At 71.9% G+C, this 21,083-nt stretch carries 19 protein-coding genes; 4 read left to right on the forward strand and 15 right to left on the reverse strand.

The window, feature by feature from the left end; genetic code table 11:
* Positions 1-827 precede the first annotated feature (827 nt).
* From VF665_RS13625 to VF665_RS13670, 10 genes are all read right to left on the reverse strand, one after another.
* Positions 828-3,275, reverse strand: a complete 2,448-nt coding sequence (locus VF665_RS13625; RefSeq protein ID WP_331053979.1) for an ATP-binding protein — start codon at positions 3,273-3,275, stop codon at positions 828-830.
* Positions 3,272-3,865 carry a biliverdin-producing heme oxygenase gene (locus VF665_RS13630; RefSeq protein WP_331053980.1) on the reverse strand — a complete coding sequence of 198 codons (594 nt, stop codon included), beginning with the start codon at positions 3,863-3,865 and terminating at the stop codon, positions 3,272-3,274. Before VF665_RS13630 ends, VF665_RS13625 begins: the two co-directional genes overlap by 4 nt.
* Positions 3,866-4,687: 822 nt before the next feature.
* The gene (locus VF665_RS13635) at positions 4,688-5,416 is read right to left on the reverse strand and encodes an ATP-binding cassette domain-containing protein (protein WP_331053981.1); all 729 of its coding nucleotides are present in this window, start codon (positions 5,414-5,416) and stop codon (positions 4,688-4,690) included.
* Positions 5,413-5,736 carry a hypothetical protein gene (locus tag VF665_RS13640; protein ID WP_331053982.1) on the reverse strand — a complete coding sequence of 108 codons (324 nt, stop codon included), beginning with the start codon at positions 5,734-5,736 and terminating at the stop codon, positions 5,413-5,415. Before VF665_RS13640 ends, VF665_RS13635 begins: the two co-directional genes overlap by 4 nt.
* Before the next feature lie 94 nt (positions 5,737-5,830).
* On the reverse strand, positions 5,831-6,556 hold the full coding sequence (locus tag VF665_RS13645) for an endonuclease/exonuclease/phosphatase family protein (protein WP_331053983.1): 726 nt from the start codon (positions 6,554-6,556) through the stop codon (positions 5,831-5,833).
* A gap of 74 nt (positions 6,557-6,630) precedes the next feature.
* Positions 6,631-7,137: a GNAT family N-acetyltransferase gene (locus tag VF665_RS13650; RefSeq protein ID WP_331053984.1), complete on the reverse strand. Its 507-nt coding sequence runs from the start codon at positions 7,135-7,137 to the stop codon at positions 6,631-6,633.
* Between the two features lie 88 nt (positions 7,138-7,225).
* A complete protein-coding gene (locus VF665_RS13655) occupies positions 7,226-7,951 on the reverse strand; it encodes a DUF6624 domain-containing protein (protein ID WP_331053985.1) in 726 nt (241 codons plus the stop codon).
* Positions 7,952-8,055: 104 nt separating this feature from the next.
* The gene (locus tag VF665_RS13660) at positions 8,056-8,493 is read right to left on the reverse strand and encodes a hypothetical protein (protein ID WP_331053986.1); all 438 of its coding nucleotides are present in this window, start codon (positions 8,491-8,493) and stop codon (positions 8,056-8,058) included.
* A 370-nt stretch (positions 8,494-8,863) separates the two neighbouring features.
* Positions 8,864-9,421: a hypothetical protein gene (locus tag VF665_RS13665; RefSeq protein ID WP_331053987.1), complete on the reverse strand. Its 558-nt coding sequence runs from the start codon at positions 9,419-9,421 to the stop codon at positions 8,864-8,866.
* A 142-nt stretch (positions 9,422-9,563) separates the two neighbouring features.
* Positions 9,564-10,136 carry a hypothetical protein gene (locus VF665_RS13670; RefSeq protein ID WP_331053988.1) on the reverse strand — a complete coding sequence of 191 codons (573 nt, stop codon included), beginning with the start codon at positions 10,134-10,136 and terminating at the stop codon, positions 9,564-9,566.
* A 514-nt stretch (positions 10,137-10,650) separates the two neighbouring features.
* On the opposite strand from VF665_RS13670, the gene VF665_RS13675 reads away from it, so the two are divergent.
* The gene (locus VF665_RS13675) at positions 10,651-11,496 is read left to right on the forward strand and encodes an SDR family oxidoreductase (protein WP_331053989.1); all 846 of its coding nucleotides are present in this window, start codon (positions 10,651-10,653) and stop codon (positions 11,494-11,496) included.
* 225 nt (positions 11,497-11,721) lie between these two features.
* Entirely contained in the window at positions 11,722-12,243 is a 522-nt protein-coding gene (locus tag VF665_RS13680) for a hypothetical protein (protein WP_331053990.1), read from the forward strand.
* A gap of 492 nt (positions 12,244-12,735) precedes the next feature.
* On the opposite strand, the gene VF665_RS13685 is transcribed toward VF665_RS13680, so the two are convergent.
* Positions 12,736-13,212: a DinB family protein gene (locus VF665_RS13685; protein WP_331053991.1), complete on the reverse strand. Its 477-nt coding sequence runs from the start codon at positions 13,210-13,212 to the stop codon at positions 12,736-12,738.
* Between the two features lie 274 nt (positions 13,213-13,486).
* On the opposite strand from VF665_RS13685, the gene VF665_RS13690 reads away from it, so the two are divergent.
* The gene (locus tag VF665_RS13690) at positions 13,487-15,283 is read left to right on the forward strand and encodes an erythromycin esterase family protein (protein ID WP_331053992.1); all 1,797 of its coding nucleotides are present in this window, start codon (positions 13,487-13,489) and stop codon (positions 15,281-15,283) included.
* Between the two features lie 34 nt (positions 15,284-15,317).
* On the opposite strand, the gene VF665_RS13695 is transcribed toward VF665_RS13690, so the two are convergent.
* Complete coding sequence (locus tag VF665_RS13695; RefSeq protein WP_331053993.1) at positions 15,318-15,773, reverse strand: hypothetical protein; 456 nt, start codon at positions 15,771-15,773, stop codon at positions 15,318-15,320.
* Between the two features lie 288 nt (positions 15,774-16,061).
* Entirely contained in the window at positions 16,062-17,642 is a 1,581-nt protein-coding gene (locus VF665_RS13700; protein ID WP_331053994.1) for a serine hydrolase domain-containing protein, read from the reverse strand.
* A gap of 163 nt (positions 17,643-17,805) precedes the next feature.
* Here VF665_RS13700 and VF665_RS13705 point away from each other — a divergent pair, with 163 nt between their 5' ends.
* Entirely contained in the window at positions 17,806-18,795 is a 990-nt protein-coding gene (locus VF665_RS13705; protein ID WP_331053995.1) for an MBL fold metallo-hydrolase, read from the forward strand.
* Between the two features lie 317 nt (positions 18,796-19,112).
* Here the strand turns inward: VF665_RS13705 and VF665_RS13710 are convergent, their stop codons facing one another.
* On the reverse strand, positions 19,113-19,970 hold the full coding sequence (locus tag VF665_RS13710) for a hypothetical protein (protein WP_331053996.1): 858 nt from the start codon (positions 19,968-19,970) through the stop codon (positions 19,113-19,115).
* Between the two features lie 87 nt (positions 19,971-20,057).
* Positions 20,058-21,014, reverse strand: a complete 957-nt coding sequence (locus tag VF665_RS13715) for a glycoside hydrolase family 6 protein (protein ID WP_331053997.1) — start codon at positions 21,012-21,014, stop codon at positions 20,058-20,060.
* Positions 21,015-21,083: the final 69 nt, after the last annotated feature.

A 21,083-nucleotide genomic window follows, 5' to 3' on the forward strand; every position in this document is an offset into this window, starting at 1 on the left:
GGTTCGGTGTGGGCTGCGCAGTTCGGCGCGGCCATTGGCGATGCTGAGCGACTGAAGTCGCCGCAACAACGGCTGAAAGCCTCACGGTACTGCTGTGAGGCTGTGCGTGACGACAGCACCGTGTCGCGCGCCGCTGTCGCCCCCGCGCCGGGCTGGGGTGTGCTCCCTCTCCCACGTCTGTTTGTGGGAGAGGGTGCTCGCGCAGCGAGCGGGTGAGGGCCACGCGGCGAAGGACGCGAGCGGTATCCCGTCCAGCACCGGCTCCATACCCTCACATCGTCCACGAAGAACGATGACGCGCGTACTCGGATTCCCTGAGCGGATGAATCCGCCGCTCGGACGGCCGCTCGGACGGCGGTAAGCCCCGACTCATGGCCGCTGATGCGTCCACGATCAGGGCTTCAACTGCTTCAATGGATACGAACCGCGGGCGTGGTTTCGGCGCCCAACGCGATGTTGGAACGGGCGCAAGGTAGATCCTTCGTCGGCGCCAATCGGCGGTGCGGCGGAAAGTGCGGCCGGCGCCTCCTCAGGATGACAAGTCGTGGGCGCGCAACAGGTTGCGATCCGGACCCCACACCACCATCGGGAATGCGCACCGCTGCAGCGGCCACAGTCCGCGCAGGCGGACTTCGTGCTGTTCCAGCGGCGAATTCATTCGCTCTGGACAGGCGTCCGCGCCCGGCCTCGCCATGCGCATCGCTGCAGCGGCCACAGTCCGCGCCGGCGGACTTGGTGCTGTTCCAGCGGCGAACTCGTTCGCTGTGGACAGGCGGACTTCGCGCCGTTGTTGCCGCGGCTTCCGTGGCCTGTTCCGCCCCCTGCTTCTACTCCGCCTCCTCCGGAGCCACCGGCAGCGTGAGCGAAAACGTGGATCCGCGCCCCACCTCGCTGCGCACCCGCAGGTGGCCTCCCATCCCCCGCGCCAGCTCGCTGCTGATCGCCAGCCCCAGCCCCACGCCCTGGTCGTTCAGGCTGGTGACGTGCCGCTCCACCTGCACGAACGGCTCAAAGATCGTGTGCACCTCGCTCGCCGGAATTCCGCGCCCCGTGTCGCGCACGTGAATCTGCACGATCCCGCGCTCCACCTCGCAGCTCACGTCCACCGAGCCGCCCGCGGGGGTGAACTTGAGCGCGTTGGTGAGCAGGTTCAGCAGGATTTGCCGCAGCTTTTCCTCATCCGCCATCACCGTCACCGGGCCGCAGTCGCTGATGGTGAGGTGCAGCGACTTGGTGCGCATCTGCGGCCCCACCAGCGCCTCCAGCCCGTGCAGCAGTTCGCGCACGCCCACGCGGCTGAGCGCGAACTGGATCTGCCCCGCTTCCAGCTTGGTGAAGTTCAGGATGCTGTTGATGAGCCCCAGCAGGTGGCGCTGGTTCACCTGGATGCGCTCCAGGTCTGATTCCTGGTCGTCGGTTACCGGGCCCCGCGCGCCCATGGACATGATCTGCGCGTACCCCCCGATGGCGTTCAGCGGCGTGCGCAGTTCGTGCGACATCACGGCCAGAAAGTCGGCCTTGGCCTTGTTGGCGCGCTCCGCCTCGCCGCGCAGCTTTCGCTCCGTCGCCAGCATCTGCTCGCGCTCGGAGCGCTGGGCCATCAGCTCTTCCGTCTGCGCCTCCAGCTCCACCGCCGTCTGTTCCAGCTGCGTGTTGGCCAGGGCAAGCTCGTGGTTGAGAAGCGCGATCTCCTCGGCCTTGCGCACCAGCAGGTCCAGCACGGCGCGGCGGATGTCCAGCGCCGCCTCGCGCTCGATGCCGCGCCAGGGCGACGAGGTGCCGCGCACTTCCTCCTCCCACAGATCAAAGCTGCCGCGCGGGTGCAGCCGCGTGGAGCCGTCCTCGCGAATGGTGACCGGCTTGCGCGGGTCGCCGGCCCAGCGGACGATCTGCCGCCGCTCGCCGCGGAACCAGAGCACGAAGTCGCGCCGGTCGCGCGACAGCGGAAGCGCCAGCAGCCCGCTCGCCACGTTCCGGAACGCGTCCGCCGCGGGATAGTCGGCGGCGAGCCGCGTGGTCTCGTACACGTCGTCCTGCCGTGCCCGCAGCCACTCCATGAGCCCGGCGAGCTGCGCGTCGTCCGGCGTGGGCCCCACGCGCCAGACGCGTCCGTCGCGCAGCACGACCGCGCCGTCCGCGCAGGCCACGTCCAGCAGCGTGACGGCGCCCGTGGTGAGCACCTTTTCCGCCGGCTCCTCGTCCGCCATGCGGCTCAGCAGCGCGCTCTGGGCGGCGCGCACCTGCAATGCGTACTCCCGGTCTTCCAGCCGGTCCGTGGTGCCCAGCTGCAGCGAGAGCGCCTGCGCCAGGAACTCGCACAGCGCGCGGACGTCCTGGGTGACGCGCTTGGGGCCGGTGTAGTGGTGGCCGGAAATGAGGCCCCACAGCTTGCCGCGGTGGATCAGGGAGATCACCAGGCTGGCGGTGACGCCCATGTTGGTGAGGTACTGCACGTGGATGGGCGACACGCTGCGCAGCAGGGCGTTCCCCAGGTCCAGCGGCTCGCCCGTCAGCGGATTGTTCGCGGGGATGACGGGCGACGGCGTGAACTGCAGGTCGGGGATGGCGCGCACCCAGTTGCGCAGGAACAGCGCGCGGGCCTGCGCCGGAATGTCGGACGCGGGATAGTGCATCCCCAGCCAGGTCTCGATGTCGTCGCGCTTGGCCTCACCGATGATCTCGCCGTGCCAGTCCGGGTGAAAGCGGTACACCCACACCCGGTCGAACCCCGTCACCTCACGCATCTGCGTGGCCACGCCCTGCGCCAGTTCCGTGAGATTGTCCGCGACTTCCAGCCGCTCCACGATCTCCCGCATCACGCTGCCGAAGCGCTCCGGCGGCAGCCGCTCGTGCTCCGACGCCGGCTCCAGCTCGAGCAGCAGGAGGCCGTCGCTGCGGCTGACCCCCGCGTCGAACCACCGCTCCCCGCCGTCCGGGCCGCGCGTGTGCAGCTGGCCGGTGGAGCGTTCCGTGGCCTGCAGCGCCAGCGCGCGCACCTGGTCGCGCACCCCCATGCCGAACACCGCATCCACCGTGCGCCCGATGATCTCCGCGGCGGGGTAGCCCAGGTGGTGCAGCACCGACTCGCTCGCCTGCTCGATGACCATCGCCGGCTCGCGCAGGGCCAGCAGCGCCCCGTACGGCTGAATGGCGCCGGGGATGTGGATGGGCTCGCGGTCGCAGTTGGTGAGGTCGATGGACGCGGAGGGCGATACGAAGTCCACCGGCGCGTCGGCGCCGGGAACGAGCGGGGGGTGCTCCAGCTGGTCGGTCACGAGAGCAGGGCGGCGGTGGGGGCGGGCGCCAGCACGCCGGGGACGGCCAGCCAGTCTTGCAGCGCGGCAAAGCAGCTCACCGCGCCGTGCACCGCGTGCTGCTCACCGCCGTGCCGCGCGACGTACGCCTGCACCGCGGCGCAGAACTCCTTCCACCGCGGGCCGGTCAGCTCGCCGTAGCCGTGGTAGTAGGCGCCGCCCCGCTCCGGGGTAATGCCCAGCGGCCCGGCCACGTGGCGGTGGATGATGCGGCCGCCCAGCGTGGCGCCTTCCAGCACATACAGCGCGCCGAGCGCGGTGGCCGCGTCCGGAAACTCGCCCGCCGCCGGCCCGTGGGTGACGGCTTCGATGCCGAGCGCGCGCAGGTCGCGCTCCAGCAGCGGCAGCTTGCGGCACTCCGCCAGCGCCAGCCCCGCATCGCCGATCCCCGGCGCGCGCCAGATGGCGGGCTCCCACGTGGTGTGGAAGCCGTGCAGCGCACGAAGGGCGGAGGCGTACCCCTCAACGGTGGCGAGCTGGTCCAGGGACGGCATCGCGGCCTCGACGCGCGCATGGTGCGCGGCCGTGGCGGCCTTCAACGACGAGAGCATCTACAGGTGCTTCAAAGGCGCAGTGAGACCGGCAGAAGTGGCGCAGGCGGGCAAGAAGCGCGCCCTTCACGTACTCCGGCGTGCCCCAGCCGGTGTGCCCTGCATCAGCTCTGTCCCACGTCGGCCCGCGGGCTTCCCCGGCCCGTCCCGGCGCAGAACGCCGCGCGAGCGGGGGCGCTGCATTCGGTGCAGCTTCGGACGGTACCGTGCGCGCGGAGAGGCCCCCCTCCGCGGCCCTCTCCCCCGCTGTCGCGGGAGAAAGGGAGACCTCAGCGCGACGGCGGCGTTCGGCGCCCGGAGCAAGCTCCGGCTCGGCGTGCGGGTGGGCCCCTCCCCCAGCCCCTCCCCGTGCAAACTGCCGCACGGAGAGGGGGGACTTCACACCGGAGCCGGAACCCGCGCCGATGCAGCCTCACAGCAGTACCGTGAGGCTTTCAGCCGTTGTTGCGGCGGCTTCAGCCGCTCAGCGGCTCCCCGCCGCGCCAAACCTTCGGAACCGCCCCGAACTGCAGTTGCCGTGTGCCCCCTCTCCCACATCTGTTCGTGGGAGAGGGTGGCGAGCTTCAGCGAGCCGGGTGAGGGCCACAGCCCCGGCCGCCGCCGATCTCCGCCAACCGTCCGGAGCTGCCGCGCTCACAGCAAATCAACCCTCCCCCAGTCTGTTCTGGGGGAGGGTGGGCGAGGAGTACGAGCCCGGGTGGGGGCCGCCGTTGAAGTCCGCCACCCGCATGGACCCGTCCTCCTCCTGTGCAGGTGAAGTCCCCGTCTGTTTGGGAGACTTTCCGCCGTTGTTGCGGCAGATTCATTCGCTCCACCCCGCCGTCACCCCGGGGTGCGCGCGACGGTCCAGCGGCCAGGGCCCAGGTATCCGCGGCGGAACTGCTCGTTGACGGCGGCCTGCGCGGGGGTGCCCAGGTGATGCGTCGAGCCTTCCGTCATCCACACCACGTCGTCCGCGATCCTCATCAGCTGCGGCACCTCGTGGCCGGTAATCACCATCGCGCATCCCCGGCCCGCCATCTCCCGAAACACGCCGCCCAGCACCTCGGCGTCCGCCGGGCTCACCCCCGCGAACGGCTCGTCGGCCAGCAGGCAGACGGGGGCGCGCGCCACCGCCAGCGACACCTCTGCCCGCCGCCGCTCCCCACCGGAAAACTCGCCCACGTCCTGGTCCAGCAGCCCCGCCAATCCCAGCCGCTCGACGGTCGGCATGGCGTCGGCGCCGCCCGTCACGAAGCGCAGGGCGTGCAGGTGCTGGCGCAGCGTCATCCGCGGGGAAAGCAGCCCTTCCGACGGCAGGTAGAAGAGCCCGTCGCGCGCCAGGTCCGGCAGCCGGGCCCGCAGGTACGCGCGGCCGGCGAACTGCACACTGCCGTACTCCGCGCCGGTGAGCCCCGCGCCGAACTTGAGCAGGGTGGATTTTCCGCAGCCGTTGCGGCCGAACAGCGCGGTGATGCGCCCAGCATACGCCCACACGGACGCGGACTTGAGCACGGCGCGGCCGCCGAACGACTTGCCGGCGCCCTCCACCGCAAAGATGGGCCTGCTCACGCGGGCACGATCAGCAGGCGAAGCGCGATCTGCAGCGGCACCTCCAGCGCGCACCCGACGGCGACGGCCACCCACGCGCTCCACCCCGGCGAGACGCCCAGGTTGGAAAAGAACAGGTGGTCGCCACGGGCCAGGTCCATCCACACGGCTGCCGCGCACACCGCCACGATCACGGCCGACGCGGGCGGCGCCGGCACCACCACGCCCAGGACGGCGAGCGCGACGTGGAACGCGGCCCACAGCACCACCGTCGTCCGCGCGATGCGCCAGAACAGGGGCGGGTAGGGGAGCAGCCGCCGGGCGAGGGAGACTTGATTCATGATACAGGGTTCAAGTGCGGAAGCGGCGGAGGCCGGGCGCCGCCGTGTCCATCAACGCCTCGCGTGCGCCTCTAGCACACGAGGGTGATCCGGCTCAAGAAGGTTCCCGGCACGAATCCAAGTCCTTCGCCTGGAGAGAACGAGAGGCGATGTCGATGATGAGCGGGCGGTGGTCGCTGCGGCGCGTTCCGGCGGGCTCGTCCAGCACGCGGCAGGTCGTGTACGGTGCCCAGGATTGAGGAACGAAGCAGTAGTCGATGTGAAAGCCGCGATCGGCGCGCCACTGGTAATGATAGGTGTCCGGCTCCGGTCCGCCGCCCGGTTCGCGATCCGCGGCGGAATGCCAGGCGCTCACGAGCCCGAACTCTTCGCCGAGCCGCCGCACCAGGTCCGTGTGGCTGCGCCGCCTGCCCGCGTCCCACCGCGCGTTGCTGTTGAAGTCGTCCGCGACCACCGCGTCGCCGCTCTGCAGCAGTGCGGCGTGCGCATCCAGCCCCGCCCACACGGCGTCCACGTAGCTGGGCCGCGGGTGCGCCCAGACGTTCAGCAGCGTAAATGACAGCGGTCCCTCTACCTGCACCGCGAACACGGATTCCGTCGCCGCCGCGGGCACGCGGGGCGGGCGCACCCCGTACGGCGCGCGCGTGAGCACCGCCATCCCGTGGCGCGGATTGTCGCCGGACCACGCGAACGTGTCCGCATCCACCGCCGCCGGACGCGAGCATTCCTGCAGAACGACGACGTCCGGCGCGAGGTCGTCCAGGTCCGCCGCCCGCACCCGCGCGTCGCCGCGAAAGCAGTTCCAGGTGATGATGCGCATCGTGTGGGCGGGGTGCGGACGGTCATCTTGCGGGTCCGGGATGCCGCAACGGCGGCTCCGTGATCCGGACGGATTCAGGATGGGCCGATGGTGAGGCGCATGGGGAGAAAGGCGATGCCGTTCTGCACCTGCAGTTCGCCCGTGGGCACAAAGCCCAGGCGCTCGTAGACGGGGATGGCGGACGCGGACGAGTTGACGGTGAACTCGCCGGGGTTGCCTTCCTCCAGCGCCACGCGCCGCGCCTGGGCCCAGAGGCGGCCCGCGATGCCGCGCCCGTGGAACGGCTCCGCCACGAACAGGTGGTACAGGTGCCGCCCTTCGCGCACACCCACGACGCCCACCATCACGCCGTCCGCCTCCGCCACGTGGTAGCGGAACCGGCCGCCCGCCAGCGCGTCCGCCACCGCCGCCGGGGTGATCGTCTCAAAGAACGCGGCCGCGTCCTCCGGCCGGCCGGGATCGGCCAGGAACCAGCGCGCGAGCGAGTGGATGAGTGCGCTGATGGCGTCCGCATCCATCGGGGTCGCCTCGCGGATGATCACTGCGTTCCAGTCCGCCATCGCCGGTGCATCGATCGCCATCAACCCGCATCCGCGAAGTGCGTGCGAAAGGCGGCGGTCCCGACCGTGCCGGCGCGGGAGGAATCCGTCGAACGATCCACGATGCTCGTCATTGCGCGGAAGGCGGGGACGGGGCGGTGAACATGCCGATGCCGTGGTCGCGCAGGCCGTACATTTCCTCCATCACCATCAGGTACACGTCCGCGGGGAGCACGCACAGTTCGGCGCGGCGGGCGGCGATGCCCTGCGGGTCTTCCACATCGCCCATCACGTAGCGACCGTCGCGCAGCACGGGCTGCATGCCGTAGCGCTGTCGCAGCCCCGCGGCCTCGCGCACGCGGTCCGTGAGCATGGCGACGGCCTGGCCTTCCAGGTCGCCGCGGCGATACGCGGCCTCCACCTCGGGGAGCATGAGGGCCTGGAACACCGCGTCCACGGAATGCTGGAGGATGAGGAACGCGGCGTTGGCGCCGTCCCACCCCACCCGCGCCGCCGTGGGCCAGCCGCCCTCGCGCACCACCTCGCGCAGGCGGGCGGTGCGCATGGAGTCGTTGCGCACCATCGCCTTGAGCTGCGCTTCCGGCGGCGCGGCGGCGCCCATGGTGCGCGTGAACTCGCGGTCGGCCTGGTCGGCGGCGGACAGGGCAAGCAGCTCGCGCCGGAGCGAGGGGTCGGTGGCGATCGTATCCGCCGGGCTCGGCCGGTGGGAGCACGCCATCAGCGACGCCATGAAGCGGTCGCGCGGCGTGGAATCAGCCGCGGCGGTCTGGGAGCCCGCGGAGGCCGGGAGCGCCAGCAGGGCAGGGATGATGAAGGGCAGCAGGCGCATGGTCATCGTGGGGATGCACTGGTCCGCGGGGAAAGGTCTGGAGGTTCACGGACCGGACCTGCGAAGGATCACACGAGCTTCACCGACGCGCCAGATCCCAGCGGCGTGCCTCAGCGTTCCCGGCGCGGCGGGTTGAACCGCACGGTGCGCATCGCGGCGAGCGCCTCCTGCTGCTGGGCGGCGGTGCGGGCGCGGGCGTGGATGGTCAGGTGCAGCCCGGGCTCGAGCTCGCGCCACACGACGCCCGCCACGTACCTACCGTCTGCTTCGTGCGCGGTGACGATCTTTACCTGGTGCCCGGTGATGGAGTCGCGGCACGCGTGGAACTGCCTGGCCGCATCCCACTCGGTCAGGCTGGACGAGTACATGCCGTAGTCGAACAGGAAGTTCCGTCCCGACGCCGCGTACTCTCCCACGAACGAGTCGATGCCGTGAACCTCCTGCTTGCGGTACTCCCGCGGCAGGCGGAAGGAGAACGGCCCCTCGTCCCGCAGTTCCCAACCCGGATCGGGTTCGGGAAGCGGGCCGCACGGCGGCAGCGGGGCCACGGGCGCTGGCGTGGTGGGCGGAAGCGCCTGCGGGGCGGGCTCCTGCCGTTTGCGGCATCCATGCCGCCGCGCACAGCAGCACGCAGGCGAGAAGCGCTGGACGTCGCATGTTCATATGCCGAAGTGCAGCAGGTGATGGTCTGTGTGCTCGCAGGACCGCGCGGCCCAGCCGCGAATCAGGTGCCCCGCGGGACGTGTGGCAAAGGACAGCAGTGCGACCCACGCCGTCCCCGGCTCGGGCGTCGCGCGCGAGGCCCCGGAAGAAGCCGGCGTCGAGCGCGCCTGCACGCCGGAGCGCCGAGGCTGTCCCGAACAGGGTTTCGCTGACCTGCGTAGCATAGCGCAGGATACGGATGTCCGGCGGGTGCGCCTACAACCTTCGAAGCTGGATGTCGTCCACGAAAATGCCGTAGTTGTCGCCGCCCAGGTGCTCGAAGCGCAGCGGACCGCGGGTGGCGCGGCGCACCGTGATCTGACGCCGGTAGGGCTGCAGCGGCGCATAGCTTGGCAACGTGATCGTCTCCTGAAAGACATTGCCCAGCGACACGATCACCGTGTTGGAGGGCTGCTGCGGCCTGGGGCAGCCCGCCATCAGAATGCGCAACTCGTACCGCCCGGGCGCAAGCTCGAATGACTCGCGCGACTCGAGCGTGCCCGCGGCTTCCGTGGTGCCGTCCAGATCCACGTACAGTCCCTGCTCCGTGGCAAGGAAGTCGTCGAACGGCGGCGTGCCCACCAGGTCCACGCTTCCACGCGTGACCCGCCACTGCCGGAACCGCGTGTAGTTGAGCTGATACACGCCGTCTCCCTCGCCATCGAAGTTCTCCTCCAGGAGCACTTGTGGAATGGAAGGCCGGCTCGCCACCCGCTCCCGTGCACAGGCGCCGAGAACAGCCGCGGAGAGCAGGACGGGGATCACGATGCGCATGGATGACGTGGGTCGGGGAGCGGGATGACGGGCGTTTTCGGGACGCAGCGGCGGCGGCCGGTCAGCACGCCTCTTTGTCCCGGCGCGATGCGGGCCGGGCGGTCTCGCACCTTTCCGTCGGACAGCGGGATCGAACCGTGGTTCATGCGTCCGCATGGGCGAGAGGCACGCGCTCCATCCAGAGCTGCGCCAGCTCCGCGAGGATGACGGTGGGCCCGGCGGACACGAGCGCGAGCAGGTCGAGGGCCAGGAGGGCCGTGGCGATGTCGAGCGGTGCGAACTTCGCCAGGCATCCCATGCCCCGGGTGGCCAGAACGACCTGAACCACGTACCCCGCGAACACCGACAAGGATGCCCAGACCCCGGCCTTGAGCGTTCGTGGCTCCCGCGTGACGCGCGCCAGGTACGCGGGGTGCGCGGTGAACACAAAGAGCAGGGCCAGGGCGATGACGGCTCGGACCGCCTGCGCGGATGTGGAGGACAGGTTCGGCTGTTCCGTGGCCGCAAGCGCGAGGTAGCAGGCCGTGTATGCCGCGACGGCGACCAGCGATGCCCGCGCGGTGAGCCACGCTTCCTGTTGGAGGGAGATGCGGTTCGGTGCCTCGCGCCCACGGCCGCCCAGCGCGGCGAAGAACCCGGCCGCCGCGGCCCCGAACGCCAGCGCGGCGCCGGCGCAAACCATCGACAGGGCGTCTGCTGAGCCGTTGAGGTCCATGCGTCCCGCGGGGTTGAGAGCGGAATCACGGTCGCGCCGGGCGGCAGGCAGGCCGTGAACAAGGCGGAGCTCCGGCATCCAGCAACCAGAATGCACACGCCGGGCCCGCGCGAAAGCACCCCGCCGCATCCGCCCTTCCCTCACCTCATCATCTCATGTGAACAGGGGCTCTCCGCGTGGGGAGCCCCTGTTGGCAGTGTGTGCCCGGCCGCAGCCAGGAAATGGAAATCCGTGTCACACGGGGGCGGGGTTCGCGGAGAATGAGCAACAGACGCTCATGCCGGATACACGGGTGCGAGAGACGGGAGTGGTGGCGGTCCGTCCTGACTTCCGTGCATCCTCGGCGACGTTCCTGTGCAACGGCAGTTCAGGCGATCCGCACTGCACATCCTTTCCCGCCCCGCGCACTCTGGCGCGGCGCGCGGTGCGCGGCGTATCGTGAGCGCGGCTGCATCCGCCCGGGCTTTGTACAAGGCCGGCGGACGAGAACGGACCCGGGATGAGGAGCAAAGGGATGATTCTGGTATTGGGAAGCACCGGCACCACCGGCGGCGAAGTCGCACGCCAGCTGATCGCGGCGGGGCACCGGCCGCGCCTTCTGGTGCGCGATCCGGCGCGCGCGGCGGAGTTCCAGGGGAGCGCGGAGATCGTCCGCGGCGACCTGGACGACGCGGATTCGCTCCGCGCGGCCATGGCGGGAATCGAGCGGGTCTACATGGTCAGCGCCGGCGGCGACCTGCCCGCCCAGGAAGGGCGCGTGGTGGACGCGGCCAGGGAAGCCGGCGTGCGGCACGTCGTAAAGCTTTCCGTCATGGGCGCGGATGATCCGCAGATCGAGTTCTCGCGCTGGCACGCCAAGTCCGAGCGCCACCTGATGGACTCCGGCCTGGCCTGGACCATGGTGCGCCCCGGGAACTTCATGACCAACTCCCTGGCCTGGGCCGACACCATCCGCACCCAGGGCGCCTTCTACCAGCCCACCGGCGAGGGGCGCTGGGCCGCCATCGACCCCGCCGACATCGCCGCGGTGGCCGTGCGCGCGCTCACTGAAGACGGGCACGAGGGCCAGGCGTACGCCATCACCGGCCCCGAGTCGCTGAGCGCGGCGGAGTACGCGCAGCGCCTTTCCGCCGCCATCGGCAAGCCGGTAAACTTCGTGGACGTTCCGCCCGAAGCCGCCAGGGGCGCCATGCTGGAAAGCGGCATGCCGGCCGGCTATGTGGACGCGCTGCTGGACCTGCTGGCCGCCATGAAGGCCGGCCACATGGATGGCGTGGCGAACGGCGTGGAGCAGGTGACCGGCCGCCCCGCGCGCACCTTCGACGATTGGGCCCGGCGCAACGCCGCCGCCTTCCAGTAGCCGCGGAACCACGACGGCGAACGAGAAAGCGCCGGGCTCTCGGGCCCGGCGCTTTCCCTTTGTGTGGATGGGTCGCGCCCGGTTCGTTACGGCGAGATTAGGAGATGCGCATCGGGTGTGTTTGTCGACAACCGTAGCGGGGCGCGCGGGATCGGATCGGTCATGCGCCGGGCACTCCGCGCGGCGGCCGGATCCATCATCGACTCCCACACGAGCCGCACTCCCATGAAACTGCTCCTGATCGCCGCGCTGCTGAGCGCCGCCGCGCCGCTTCCGTCCGCCCTCGCTCCGGCCTCGCACCCGGACTACAGCGGCACCTGGACGCTGGACAAGACGCAGAGCCAGGATCTTCCGCCGTGGTTCGCCAACCTTCGCCAGCAGCGGATTCAGGTCGCGCAGAGCGACGCGCATCTCACGGTGCACGTGGAACTCGATGAGGGCGCGGCGGAGCCGCAGCGCATCCGCTTTGACTATGCGCTGGACGGCACCGAGACGCAGACCACCACGCGCGTCCGCGTGCGCGACGGGATGGCGGACGTGCCCACCCGCCTGCGCGCCGCGCACGGCGACGACGGGCGGCTGCACATCACCATCGCCCGCGACCTGCGGATGGGCGAGCGCACGGTGACGGCAACCGGCACGGAAGAATGGGAACTGCGCCCCGACGGCCGCACGCTGGTGGTGCACCGCGTGGAGCAGATGCCGCAGGGCGAGGCGCGCTTCACCATGGTCTTTGTCCGCGCCTGACGCACGTCCGCGGATCGCCCCAGAAAGCGGAACGTCGGCTGGATATCGATCTGCATTGGACGAACAGGGGTGAGGCGCCGAAGCGGCGCCGCGCCCCTGTCTTTGTACGATTGCGGATGCCTTCGTCCGCGGAGACTTACCGCGCCTGGGCGGCCGGGATGGAATCCGCGTCGGTGGTGCCGTGCGGCGATGCGGTCACCACGCGGGTGGGGGTCCCGCCTGGCGGGGGGGGGGGGGGGGCGGCGGAGCGGGGGTGGCCGGCGTGGGAGCATCCTTCTCAGAGCACGCGCCCGCGCCGACGAGCACAGCGCCGAGGATGGCTGCCGTGCAGAACCTGCAATCATCATCGACCTCCCGAGGTTGAGGGTTGATGAACGTGGGCGCGGACTTTTACCGCCCCGGCGGTCACCGGTGTCCGCGCCGCGTTGCGCAACGACCGCCGACCGCGATCGGGGCCGAGTATGCGCGGCGAGCGGCGCTCGACCGGGGGGTTCAGGGCCAGATGCCGAGCATCTGGCGGACGAGGACGATCTGGCCGACGTGGTACGAGCTGTGGCCCGCCACCAGCAGCAGTTCGCGCAGATACGTCTGTCCGCTGCCGTGCGGGATGGCTGCGTACAGGTCGATGGACCGGTCCGCGGCGAGCCGCTTGAGCGCCTCGCGGTCCGCGCGAAAGGCGGCGGCGGACTGGTCCCACGCTTCCGGCGAGGGGGGCGCGGGGGTGGCGGGCCAGTAGTCGTCCGGCCACTTCGGCTCGCGGTAGGCCGGATCGGCGCAGAAGTCCAGGATGTCGCGCTGGGTGATGCGCAGGTGTTCCAGCAGCTCCCACAACGAGTGCGCCAGCCCCGGCGGCCGCGTGCCCCGGTGCGCGGCCGGAACGTCCTGCACGGCAGCGTCAAAGGTGGCGTGGGCATCACGCCAGTCCAGCTGGCGCGCCAGGATGTCGCGGAGCGAATCGTCTGCGGACACGGCAACTCCGGGGTTCACGGGACCGGTGGGCGGCTGGCGGGATCGCCCGCATCTTCCACGCACTGCGCGAGCTTCGACGGACCACGGCGATGGACGGCCCGGATCCAAGCTGCCGTTCATCCGCCGCGGCCCGCAAGCACGGGTCTGCGACGCCGGCGGCACGGCCGCGGGCCGAACGGGAACCTTCCGCAATGCTTCGGCGCGGCGTATCCTGGGGTCGCCTCGGCGGCTCGTCCGCCCTCCAACCCCGCCCGTCATCGCGCCCATCCCCATGATGCATCGCTCGCGCACGCTCGCGCTGGCCGCGCTCGCCCTGCTGCACGCCGGCGCTCTGCACGCGCAGAAGCCGTTGAACCTGGACCTGGAACGGCCCGGGTTCGCGTATCCCGGAACGCCGTGGGGATGGTACACGGCGGACCAGGACGATCCCTCGCTGGGCCACCCCGCGCAGATGGACAGCGTCGTTCGCCACGGCGGGCGCTGGAGCCTGCGCGTGGCCCGCGACAGCGCCGCCGGACCCTGGTTCGGGGAAAGCTGGTTCGCGGGGGATGCGCTGGCCGGGCGCCGCGTGCGCCTTTCCGGCTGGGTGCGCACGCAGAACGTGCAGGGCGGTTCGGCCGCGCTGCGAGTGGATGCCATGGACGGCAACTATCAGACGCTGTCCGTGGACAGCATGCCGGGCCGCGCGCTCCGCGGCACCGCCGGCTGGACGCAGCTCGTGGTTGAAACCACGCTGGGTGAAAACGTCCGCGCGCTGGGCGTGGGCGGGCAGGTGAGCGGCACCGGCACCGTGTGGTTCGACGACCTGGTGCTGGAGATCGACGGGCGCGCGGTCACCACCGAGCCCGGCCCCGCGCCGCCCACCGCGGCGCAGCGGGCGTGGCTCCGGTCGGCCGCGGTGCCGTTCGCGTCCGTGGAGCCCGGCGGCGACGACGCGGACCTCGCCGCGTTCCGCTCCCTCGTGGGCGATGCGCGCGTGGTGTCGCTGGGCGAGGGCACGCACGGCACGCGCGAGTTCTTTACGCTCAAGCACCGGATGATCGAGTCACTGGTGCGGCGGATGGGCTTTGGCGTGGTGATGCTGGAAGCCAACCAGCTGCAGGCCGAGCGCATCAACCGCTACGTGCTCACCGGCCAGGGATCGGCGCGGGAGGCGCTGTCCGGCGTGTTCAAGGTGCTGCAGACGGACGAGGTGCTGGCGATGGTGGAATGGGCGCGGGCGTGGAACGCGTCGGGCCGGGGGCGCGTGGAGGTGGTGGGGTACGACATGCAGGACCCGCGGCTGCCCATGGACAGCGTGCTCGCCTTTCTGCGCACCGCCGATCCCGCCTTTGCGCCCGAGGCCGAGCGCGCGTACGCGGCCATGCACACCGCGTGGCTCCCGGGCCCGTACCCCGTGCGCCCGGACAGCGTGGTGCGCGCGTGGAGCGCGTCCGCCGACGTCGTGCGCCGGCACGTGCGCGAGCATGCACCCGCGTATCTGGCGCGCGGCGCGGACCGCGCGCGGGTCGCGTGGGCGGTGCAGAACGCCGAGGTGGCGTTCCAGTCCGCCTCGCTGGGCGACCTGACGCCGCAGTCCGTGCGCGACAGCGCCATGGCCGCCAACATCGCGTGGACGCTGGCGCAGCGGCCGGCGGGAACGCGCGCCGTGGTGTGGGCGCACAACTCCCACGTGATGCGCGGCCCGGGGTGGATGGGCACGTACCTGGACCAGATGCTTCCGGGCCAGGTACGCGTCGTGGGCTTCACCACGGCGGAGGGCGCGTACACGGCGGCGGGCAACTGGGCGCGCGACGCCGCCTCGCGCACCATGGGCGAGTTTCCGCTGGCGCCCGTGCCGCCCCCGCCCGGCAGCCTGGCCGCGGAACTCTACGCGCTCGGAGCGGCGCGGCTGCTGCTGGACCTGCGCGGCGCGGCGGCGGGCGAAGGCGCGTGGCTGGCGGAGCCGCGCCCGTTCCTGGGCATCGGCGGGCGGGTGGTGGATTACGGGTACTACACCATTCCCATCGCGCGCCTGTACGACGCTGTTGTCTACCTCCGCACCACCACAGCCTCCCGCCCCATGCGCTGACCGGCCCGCCTGGGGCGGCGCCCCGCCGCCCGGCTCACACCGCCGGAAGTCCGGGAGCGCGGCGGAAAGACGCCAACCGGCCCAGAGCCCCGGCCGCCCGCGCCGCCGGCCCCGCTGCGCCGGCCCACAGCTGCGCGGCGGTCTCGGCGACCTGAAGCGTCTCGAGGACGATCCTCAGGTCGGTTTCCGAGCGCACGACGATGTCACGCGTGGATTCCGCGACGCGGAGGTTCCCCACCGTGACGAACTCCCGGATCTTGAGGACGCGCTCTCGTTTGATCCAGCCGCCCAGCGTGCAGTGGATGACCTCGCGCTCATAACCGATGGATTCCAGCACCGCCCGACGCCCGTCGTTGTAGCCCTCGCGGTACAGCGGTTCGCGATCCACCCGTCCGGCGGTTCGGTGACGAGTGATCCAGCGGACGGCGATCACCAGCATGGCCAGCGCCAGAACGGCGTTCGCGGCGTAGGACAGGGTTGCAGGGCTCACGGAGGTTCCTCCGGGCAGGGTGGCGGCGCGGGGCACGATAACCCGGCGCGGGAAGCGCAGTGAATCGATGCAGAACCGGGGCCGGTCCGGCTGCAAGCGGCCAATCCACTCAAATGTGAGAGCAGTCAGGGCCCGCCGGTGAGAATCAGCGGGCCCCGATTGCGATTGTGCCAAACGACTCCCGTCCCGCGGCGAATCTCCTGGGCCCTGACTGGCACCCCACCGGTCCCGTCCTGGTGCCGCCCGCAGATGGTCCGGGCGACGATCATGCTCCCGGGAGCGCCACCGTCAGCGGCAGGCGGGGGGCGCCTCCAGGCGTTCGTCGCGGCCCATGCGCGCGACGTCCAGGTACTGCACCCGGGCGGGCTCCGTGGGCGCCAGGGTGATGGCAAAGCGCAGGTCGCCGTCGCGGCAGCGCATGCGCCAGCTTCCCCGCAGCGCGTTCTCCGCCAGGAAGTCCCCTTCCTGGCGGCACCCGCCCCCCGCCTCCGCCACCAGCCGCTGGATGAATGCCCGCCGGCGCTCCTCGGGCTCGTCCAGGAACAGGTTCATCGCCTCGAAGCCGCGCGCGACCGGATCGTCCCAGTTGGTCAGCAGCCGAATCACCTGCTGCTGGCGCATGATGAGCACCGGGGCGGCGTCGGGAACGCGCGGCTGCAGCCCGCCCGTGCGCGCCAGCGCGGCGATGGCCCGGTCCGTCACGCCGCTCCAGCCGGTGTAGGTAAGGTTGCCCATCGCCACGATCCCCACGCCGTACTCCGGCAGCCAGCGCATCAGAGAGCCGTAGCCCGGCAGCCCGCCGCTGTGCGACACCACCATCCGGTACAGGCAGGTCTGCCGGACGCCCAGCCCGTACCCGTATCCTCCCGCGCTCAGCGACACCGTGCCCGCCGCGGTGTCGCGCACCACCACCGCGCCGCTGAACCGCGCCACCTGCTGCATCTCGCGCAGCGAAGCGCGGCTCAGCGGGCCGCGCGCCGGATCGCTGCGCGGCGGCCACGCATCCAGCATGAACGCCACCCACCGCGACAGGTCACTCACCGAGGTCAGCATGCCGCCCATGGGCCCGAACGCGCCGTCCGGAAGCGCCGGCTCCTCGATCCACGCGCTGTCGCGCAGCCGGTAGCCGTGCGCGAGGCGGCCGGCCGGCACGGCGCGGGCCTCCAGCGTGGTGGAGTTCATCCCCAGCGGCCGCAGCACGCGCTCGGTGATGTACCGCGGATACGGCATTCCCGACACGTTCGCCACGATGCGCCCCAGGATGGCGAACCCGAAGTTGCTGTACTCGTACGCCGTTCCCGGCGCCGTGGAGAACGGGATGCCGTCGCGCATCATGGCCGACATCTCCGCATCCGTGGCGGCGAGCTGCTGGTCGCCCCAGGGATTGTCTTCGGGAAAGCCGGCCGAGTGCGTGAGCAGGTGGCGGATGGTGACCTTGGGCGCGTCCAGCGTGGCCGGGTGGAGGGCGGCCAGCTCCGGCACGTAGCGCTCCGCAGGGTCGTCCAGCGACAGCTTTCCCTCGTCGCGCAGCTGCAGAATGGCGACGGCGGTAAAGCTCTTGGTCATCGACGCGATGCGGAACACGCTCCCCGTGTCCACCGGCGCGCGCGACCGCAGCTCGCGGATGCCGGCGGTGCCCACGTGCGCCAGCCGCCCATCCACCACGATGCCGTACGCGATCCCCGGCACACGCGACCGCTCGGCGAACTCACGCATCATGCGGTCGATCTCCGGAAACGCGGTGCTGAGCTGCGCCAGCCGGTCGGGGTTCTCGAACTGCGCGGGCTCCGCCAGGCTGCTGGTGGCCGGCGGCTGCGCGGCGAGCGGGGCCGCGAACAGGAGGGAGGTGAGGAGGATGCGGCGGATCATGACGTTCTCCCGGGGTGGGCGCGGTCGCGGGCGGATGGACCGACAACGTGGCGGATGCGGGTCCGCGCGGAAAGCACCCGGGCGACTGGCGCGGCGGCGGCGCGTGCCGCAGACTGTGGGCGGGCGGTCAGTGCCCCCGCAACCCCGAACCCAGGAGTGCCCGATGTCTCCCAGCCGCCGCGACTTTCTCGCGACCTCCGCCGCCGCCGCGCTCGGCGCCGCCCTTGGCCGGACGCCCCGGTTTCTGGGCGCCCAGACCGCGCAGCAGGTGGTGTTCACCCCGCTGCGCCGCAACGTGGGCACCTTTACCATGCGCGGCGGCACCGTGGGGTGGCTGGTGAACCCGCGCGGGGTGGCCGTGGTGGACACGCAGTTCCCCGCCGAGGCGCGGGCGCTGCTCGCCGGGCTGCAGCAGCGGTCCGGCAACCGCGGCGTGGACGTGCTGCTGAACACGCACCACCACGGCGACCACACGGGCGGCAACGGAGTGTTCCGCGGGGTGGCGCGGCGCGTGGTGGCCCACGGCATGGCCGACCAGCACATGCGGCGCGCGCCGCAGCCCGCCACGCAGGCCCAGGCGCCCGCGCAGCAGCCGCCCGCCCAGCCCGCGGCGCAGCCGTCTGCCACGCAGCCCCCGCCGCCCGAGCCGCTGTATCCCACGGAAACGTTCATGCACAGCTGGTCCGCGCAGGTGGGCGACGAGCGCATCGTGGCGCGGCACTACGGGCGCGGGCACACCAGCGGCGACGCGGTGATCACCTTTGAGCGGGCCAACGTGGTGCACCTGGGCGACCTGGGCTTTCACCGGCGGCACCCGGTGGTGGACCGCGCGGCGGGCGCCTCCATGCGCAACTGGAGCCGGCTGCTGGGGGAGGTGGTGAACGGCCACTCGGCGGACACGATCTACATCTTCGGCCATGCGGGAGACGGCCTGCCCGTCACCGGCGGGCCGGCGGAGGTGCTGGGGTTCCGCGACTACCTGAGCGGGGTGCTCGCCTTCGTGGAGCGGCAGGTGGCGGCGGGGCGCACGCGGGAAGAGGTGCTGGCCATGCGCGCGCCGCTGGCCGGGTTCGAGACGTGGGGCCCGTTCGGCCAGGCCGGCGCCCGCGACCCGCTTACGGTGGCGTACGAGGAAGTAACCACGGGAGCGTGACACGCCCGCGCCCCGCTGCCGTACAAACGTCTCCGTTGTACGTGTGGCCCGGCTGGATCGCAGGCGGGCACGGCTCTACGACCAAGGGCACTCTCACGCGTCCTCCGCGGGAGAGTGCCCTTGCACCCGGAGCATGATCGGCGGCGGGCTGCAAAGCACCGTCCGTGCAGTTCAACCACTTCGTGCGTTCTCCGGCGCTGTCGCGCGACAGCGCCGGAAGACGCACGAACTGTCTCCGGAAAGCATCATCCCGCAGAGAACGCGGTCACGGCCCGCACGTGCCCGCGGGTGCCGCCGCGAACGATCCCGGATATGCGTCAGGGTGCGCCGGCGGCCCGCTCGCGGTCGCGGCGCGCACGGGTGGCGCGGCCCCGCTCCTGTACGGCGCGCTCCCGCTCGATGCGGTCGCTCTGCGCGGCCGCCTCGCGCCCCTGCCGCGAGATGCGCCCCGCGGTCCGCTCCTGGTCGCGCTCGCCGTACATCTCCACGTTCATCACCTGGACGCCGTTGATCACCAGCACGCCCTGACGGACGCCCCACGCCCGGCCCTCGGGGTCCGTCCATGTCCAGCTTGCCGCGCGCCGGTCGCGGTCTGCCCGGTCCATGACGCTGTCGTTGAACGCACGCAGCGCCCGGTGAAAGTCCGCGAAGTACGCGGCCGGCGGCGGGCTCGCCGATGCTCGCTGCCGCGGAACCACCAGCCGCGGGTCGCCGAGTTCCGCACCGAGCGGTGACCGGGCGCGCGGGCGGGGCGTTGCGCTTGCCCCGCCGGTATCCGCCACCGCCGCGCCGCCGGTCTGCCCCGCCGTGCCTTCCACCGGCGTCCGCGCGATGGCGGGGACGGTTGCTCCGCGCGATCCGGTGTCCGGTTGGGCGGCAGGCGCCGCTCGAGGCGTGTCGGTCGATGAGGCCGGGGACGCTTCTTGAGCCGCGGGCGCCTGCCCGGTCCCCGGCCACGCGCCCACCTCCACGTACGCCACCGCTTCTGCGCGCCGCGAGCCCGGAGCCGCGCCGCCCTTCGCGGAGCCGGAGCGGGAGCCCGCCACGAGGGCCAGCAGCGCCAGCGCGTGCACGCCCGCCGCAATGCCGAGCGCCGCGCCTGAGGGCCGGCGCGGCGGGCGGTGCGTCTTTCGGCGGAGCGGAGCAACCACCGGGACGTGCGGAGGGAACTGCATGCGGCCGTTCGGTGGCGGGAACCGGAGCGTCGGAGAGCGGCGTTCTACTCGTCCCCCCGACGCCCTGTTCCGCCTCCGGGTCGCCGGTCAGCGCGGGAACATGCTGCCCAGGGCGGCGGCGGCCCGGCTGAGCTCCAGCGCGTAGTCCGGCCACCACGCGCCCGCGCGCGGGCCGCCGTTGCAGGTGCCGTCGCTCTGGCCGGGCATCTTGACCCACAGAAAGGCGTCCGCCCGCGGGTTGCCGGTGTTGGCGGTGGGCGCGCGCCCCAGCGCCTGGCCGGGCGCGTTGCACCACTCGCGCTCGATCTGCGCTCCCCGCCCGTTGCGGCTGGTGTCGATCACGTAGTGCTTGCCACCCACCATCGCGCTCAGCCGGTCGCCGTACGCCAGGTTCACCTGCACGTTGTGAAAGTTGGAGACGTTGAGCGCAAAGCCCTGCGCCCGGTCGATGCCCGCGCCGCGCAGGCGCGCGGCCATGTCGGCCGGCTGCTTCCAGTTGGCGTTGCCCGCGTCGATGTACACCGCCGCGCCGCCCGCCGTAAGCGTCTGCACCGCCTCGCGCAGCAGCACCGAGCGCTCGTCGCGCAGACGGGCCGGCATGCAGTCCATGCTCGCCAGTCCGTCAGGCTCCAGAATCACCACCGCGCGGCGCCCCCGCAGCCCGCGCGCAAAGTCCTGCACCCAGCGGCGGTAGGCGTCGCCGCCGCGCGCGCCGCCGGCGGAGTACAGCCCGCAGTCGCGGTTGGGGATGTTGTACGCCACGAACACCGGGAGCGCCCCCGCCCGGCCGATCTGCGTCATCAGCCGGTCCACCTCGGCGCGGATGTCGCGCGTCCAGTCGCCCAGCCAGATGGCCTGCGGCTGCTCGCCGATGCGCCGCATGTGCGCCGCGTCCGCCGGGCGCGAGCGCGCCCACGCCGCGGCCTGCCGCAGCGCCGGCGACTCGGGGTTCACGTACAGCCGCTGGCCACGGAACGGGTTGGGCGCCTGCCCCACGGTGCCCGAGGCCCACAGGAGGGCACCGGCGATCAGCGGCACGGCCATCCATCCGCGCCACCGCAGGAGGCGCGGCGCGTTCCGCGGGCGGGGCAGGGCACGCATTCTCATGCCGCC

It is taken from the genome of Longimicrobium sp. (assembly GCF_036387355.1).
Taxonomy (GTDB): Bacteria; Gemmatimonadota; Gemmatimonadetes; order Longimicrobiales; family Longimicrobiaceae; genus Longimicrobium.

Excerpts from the sequence above, each read along its gene's own strand:
- VF665_RS13710 (WP_331053996.1), bottom strand. The coding sequence starts at position 19,970 with ATGCAGTTCCCTCCGCACGTCCCGGTGGTTGCTCCGCTCCGCCGAAAG.
- VF665_RS13675 (WP_331053989.1), top strand. The coding sequence starts at position 10,651 with ATGATTCTGGTATTGGGAAGCACCGGCACCACCGGCGGCGAAGTCGCA.
- VF665_RS13650 (WP_331053984.1), bottom strand. The coding sequence starts at position 7,137 with ATGGCGATCGATGCACCGGCGATGGCGGACTGGAACGCAGTGATCATC.
- VF665_RS13705 (WP_331053995.1), top strand. The coding sequence starts at position 17,806 with ATGTCTCCCAGCCGCCGCGACTTTCTCGCGACCTCCGCCGCCGCCGCG.
- VF665_RS13690 (WP_331053992.1), top strand. The coding sequence starts at position 13,487 with ATGCATCGCTCGCGCACGCTCGCGCTGGCCGCGCTCGCCCTGCTGCAC.
- VF665_RS13715 (WP_331053997.1), bottom strand. The coding sequence starts at position 21,014 with ATGGCCGTGCCGCTGATCGCCGGTGCCCTCCTGTGGGCCTCGGGCACC.
- VF665_RS13655 (WP_331053985.1), bottom strand. The coding sequence starts at position 7,951 with ATGACCATGCGCCTGCTGCCCTTCATCATCCCTGCCCTGCTGGCGCTC.
- VF665_RS13630 (WP_331053980.1), bottom strand. The coding sequence starts at position 3,865 with ATGCTCTCGTCGTTGAAGGCCGCCACGGCCGCGCACCATGCGCGCGTC.
- VF665_RS13680 (WP_331053990.1), top strand. The coding sequence starts at position 11,722 with ATGAAACTGCTCCTGATCGCCGCGCTGCTGAGCGCCGCCGCGCCGCTT.
- VF665_RS13665 (WP_331053987.1), bottom strand. The coding sequence starts at position 9,421 with ATGCGCATCGTGATCCCCGTCCTGCTCTCCGCGGCTGTTCTCGGCGCC.
- VF665_RS13700 (WP_331053994.1), bottom strand. The coding sequence starts at position 17,642 with ATGATCCGCCGCATCCTCCTCACCTCCCTCCTGTTCGCGGCCCCGCTC.
- VF665_RS13645 (WP_331053983.1), bottom strand. The coding sequence starts at position 6,556 with ATGCGCATCATCACCTGGAACTGCTTTCGCGGCGACGCGCGGGTGCGG.
- VF665_RS13670 (WP_331053988.1), bottom strand. The coding sequence starts at position 10,136 with ATGGACCTCAACGGCTCAGCAGACGCCCTGTCGATGGTTTGCGCCGGC.
- VF665_RS13640 (WP_331053982.1), bottom strand. The coding sequence starts at position 5,736 with ATGAATCAAGTCTCCCTCGCCCGGCGGCTGCTCCCCTACCCGCCCCTG.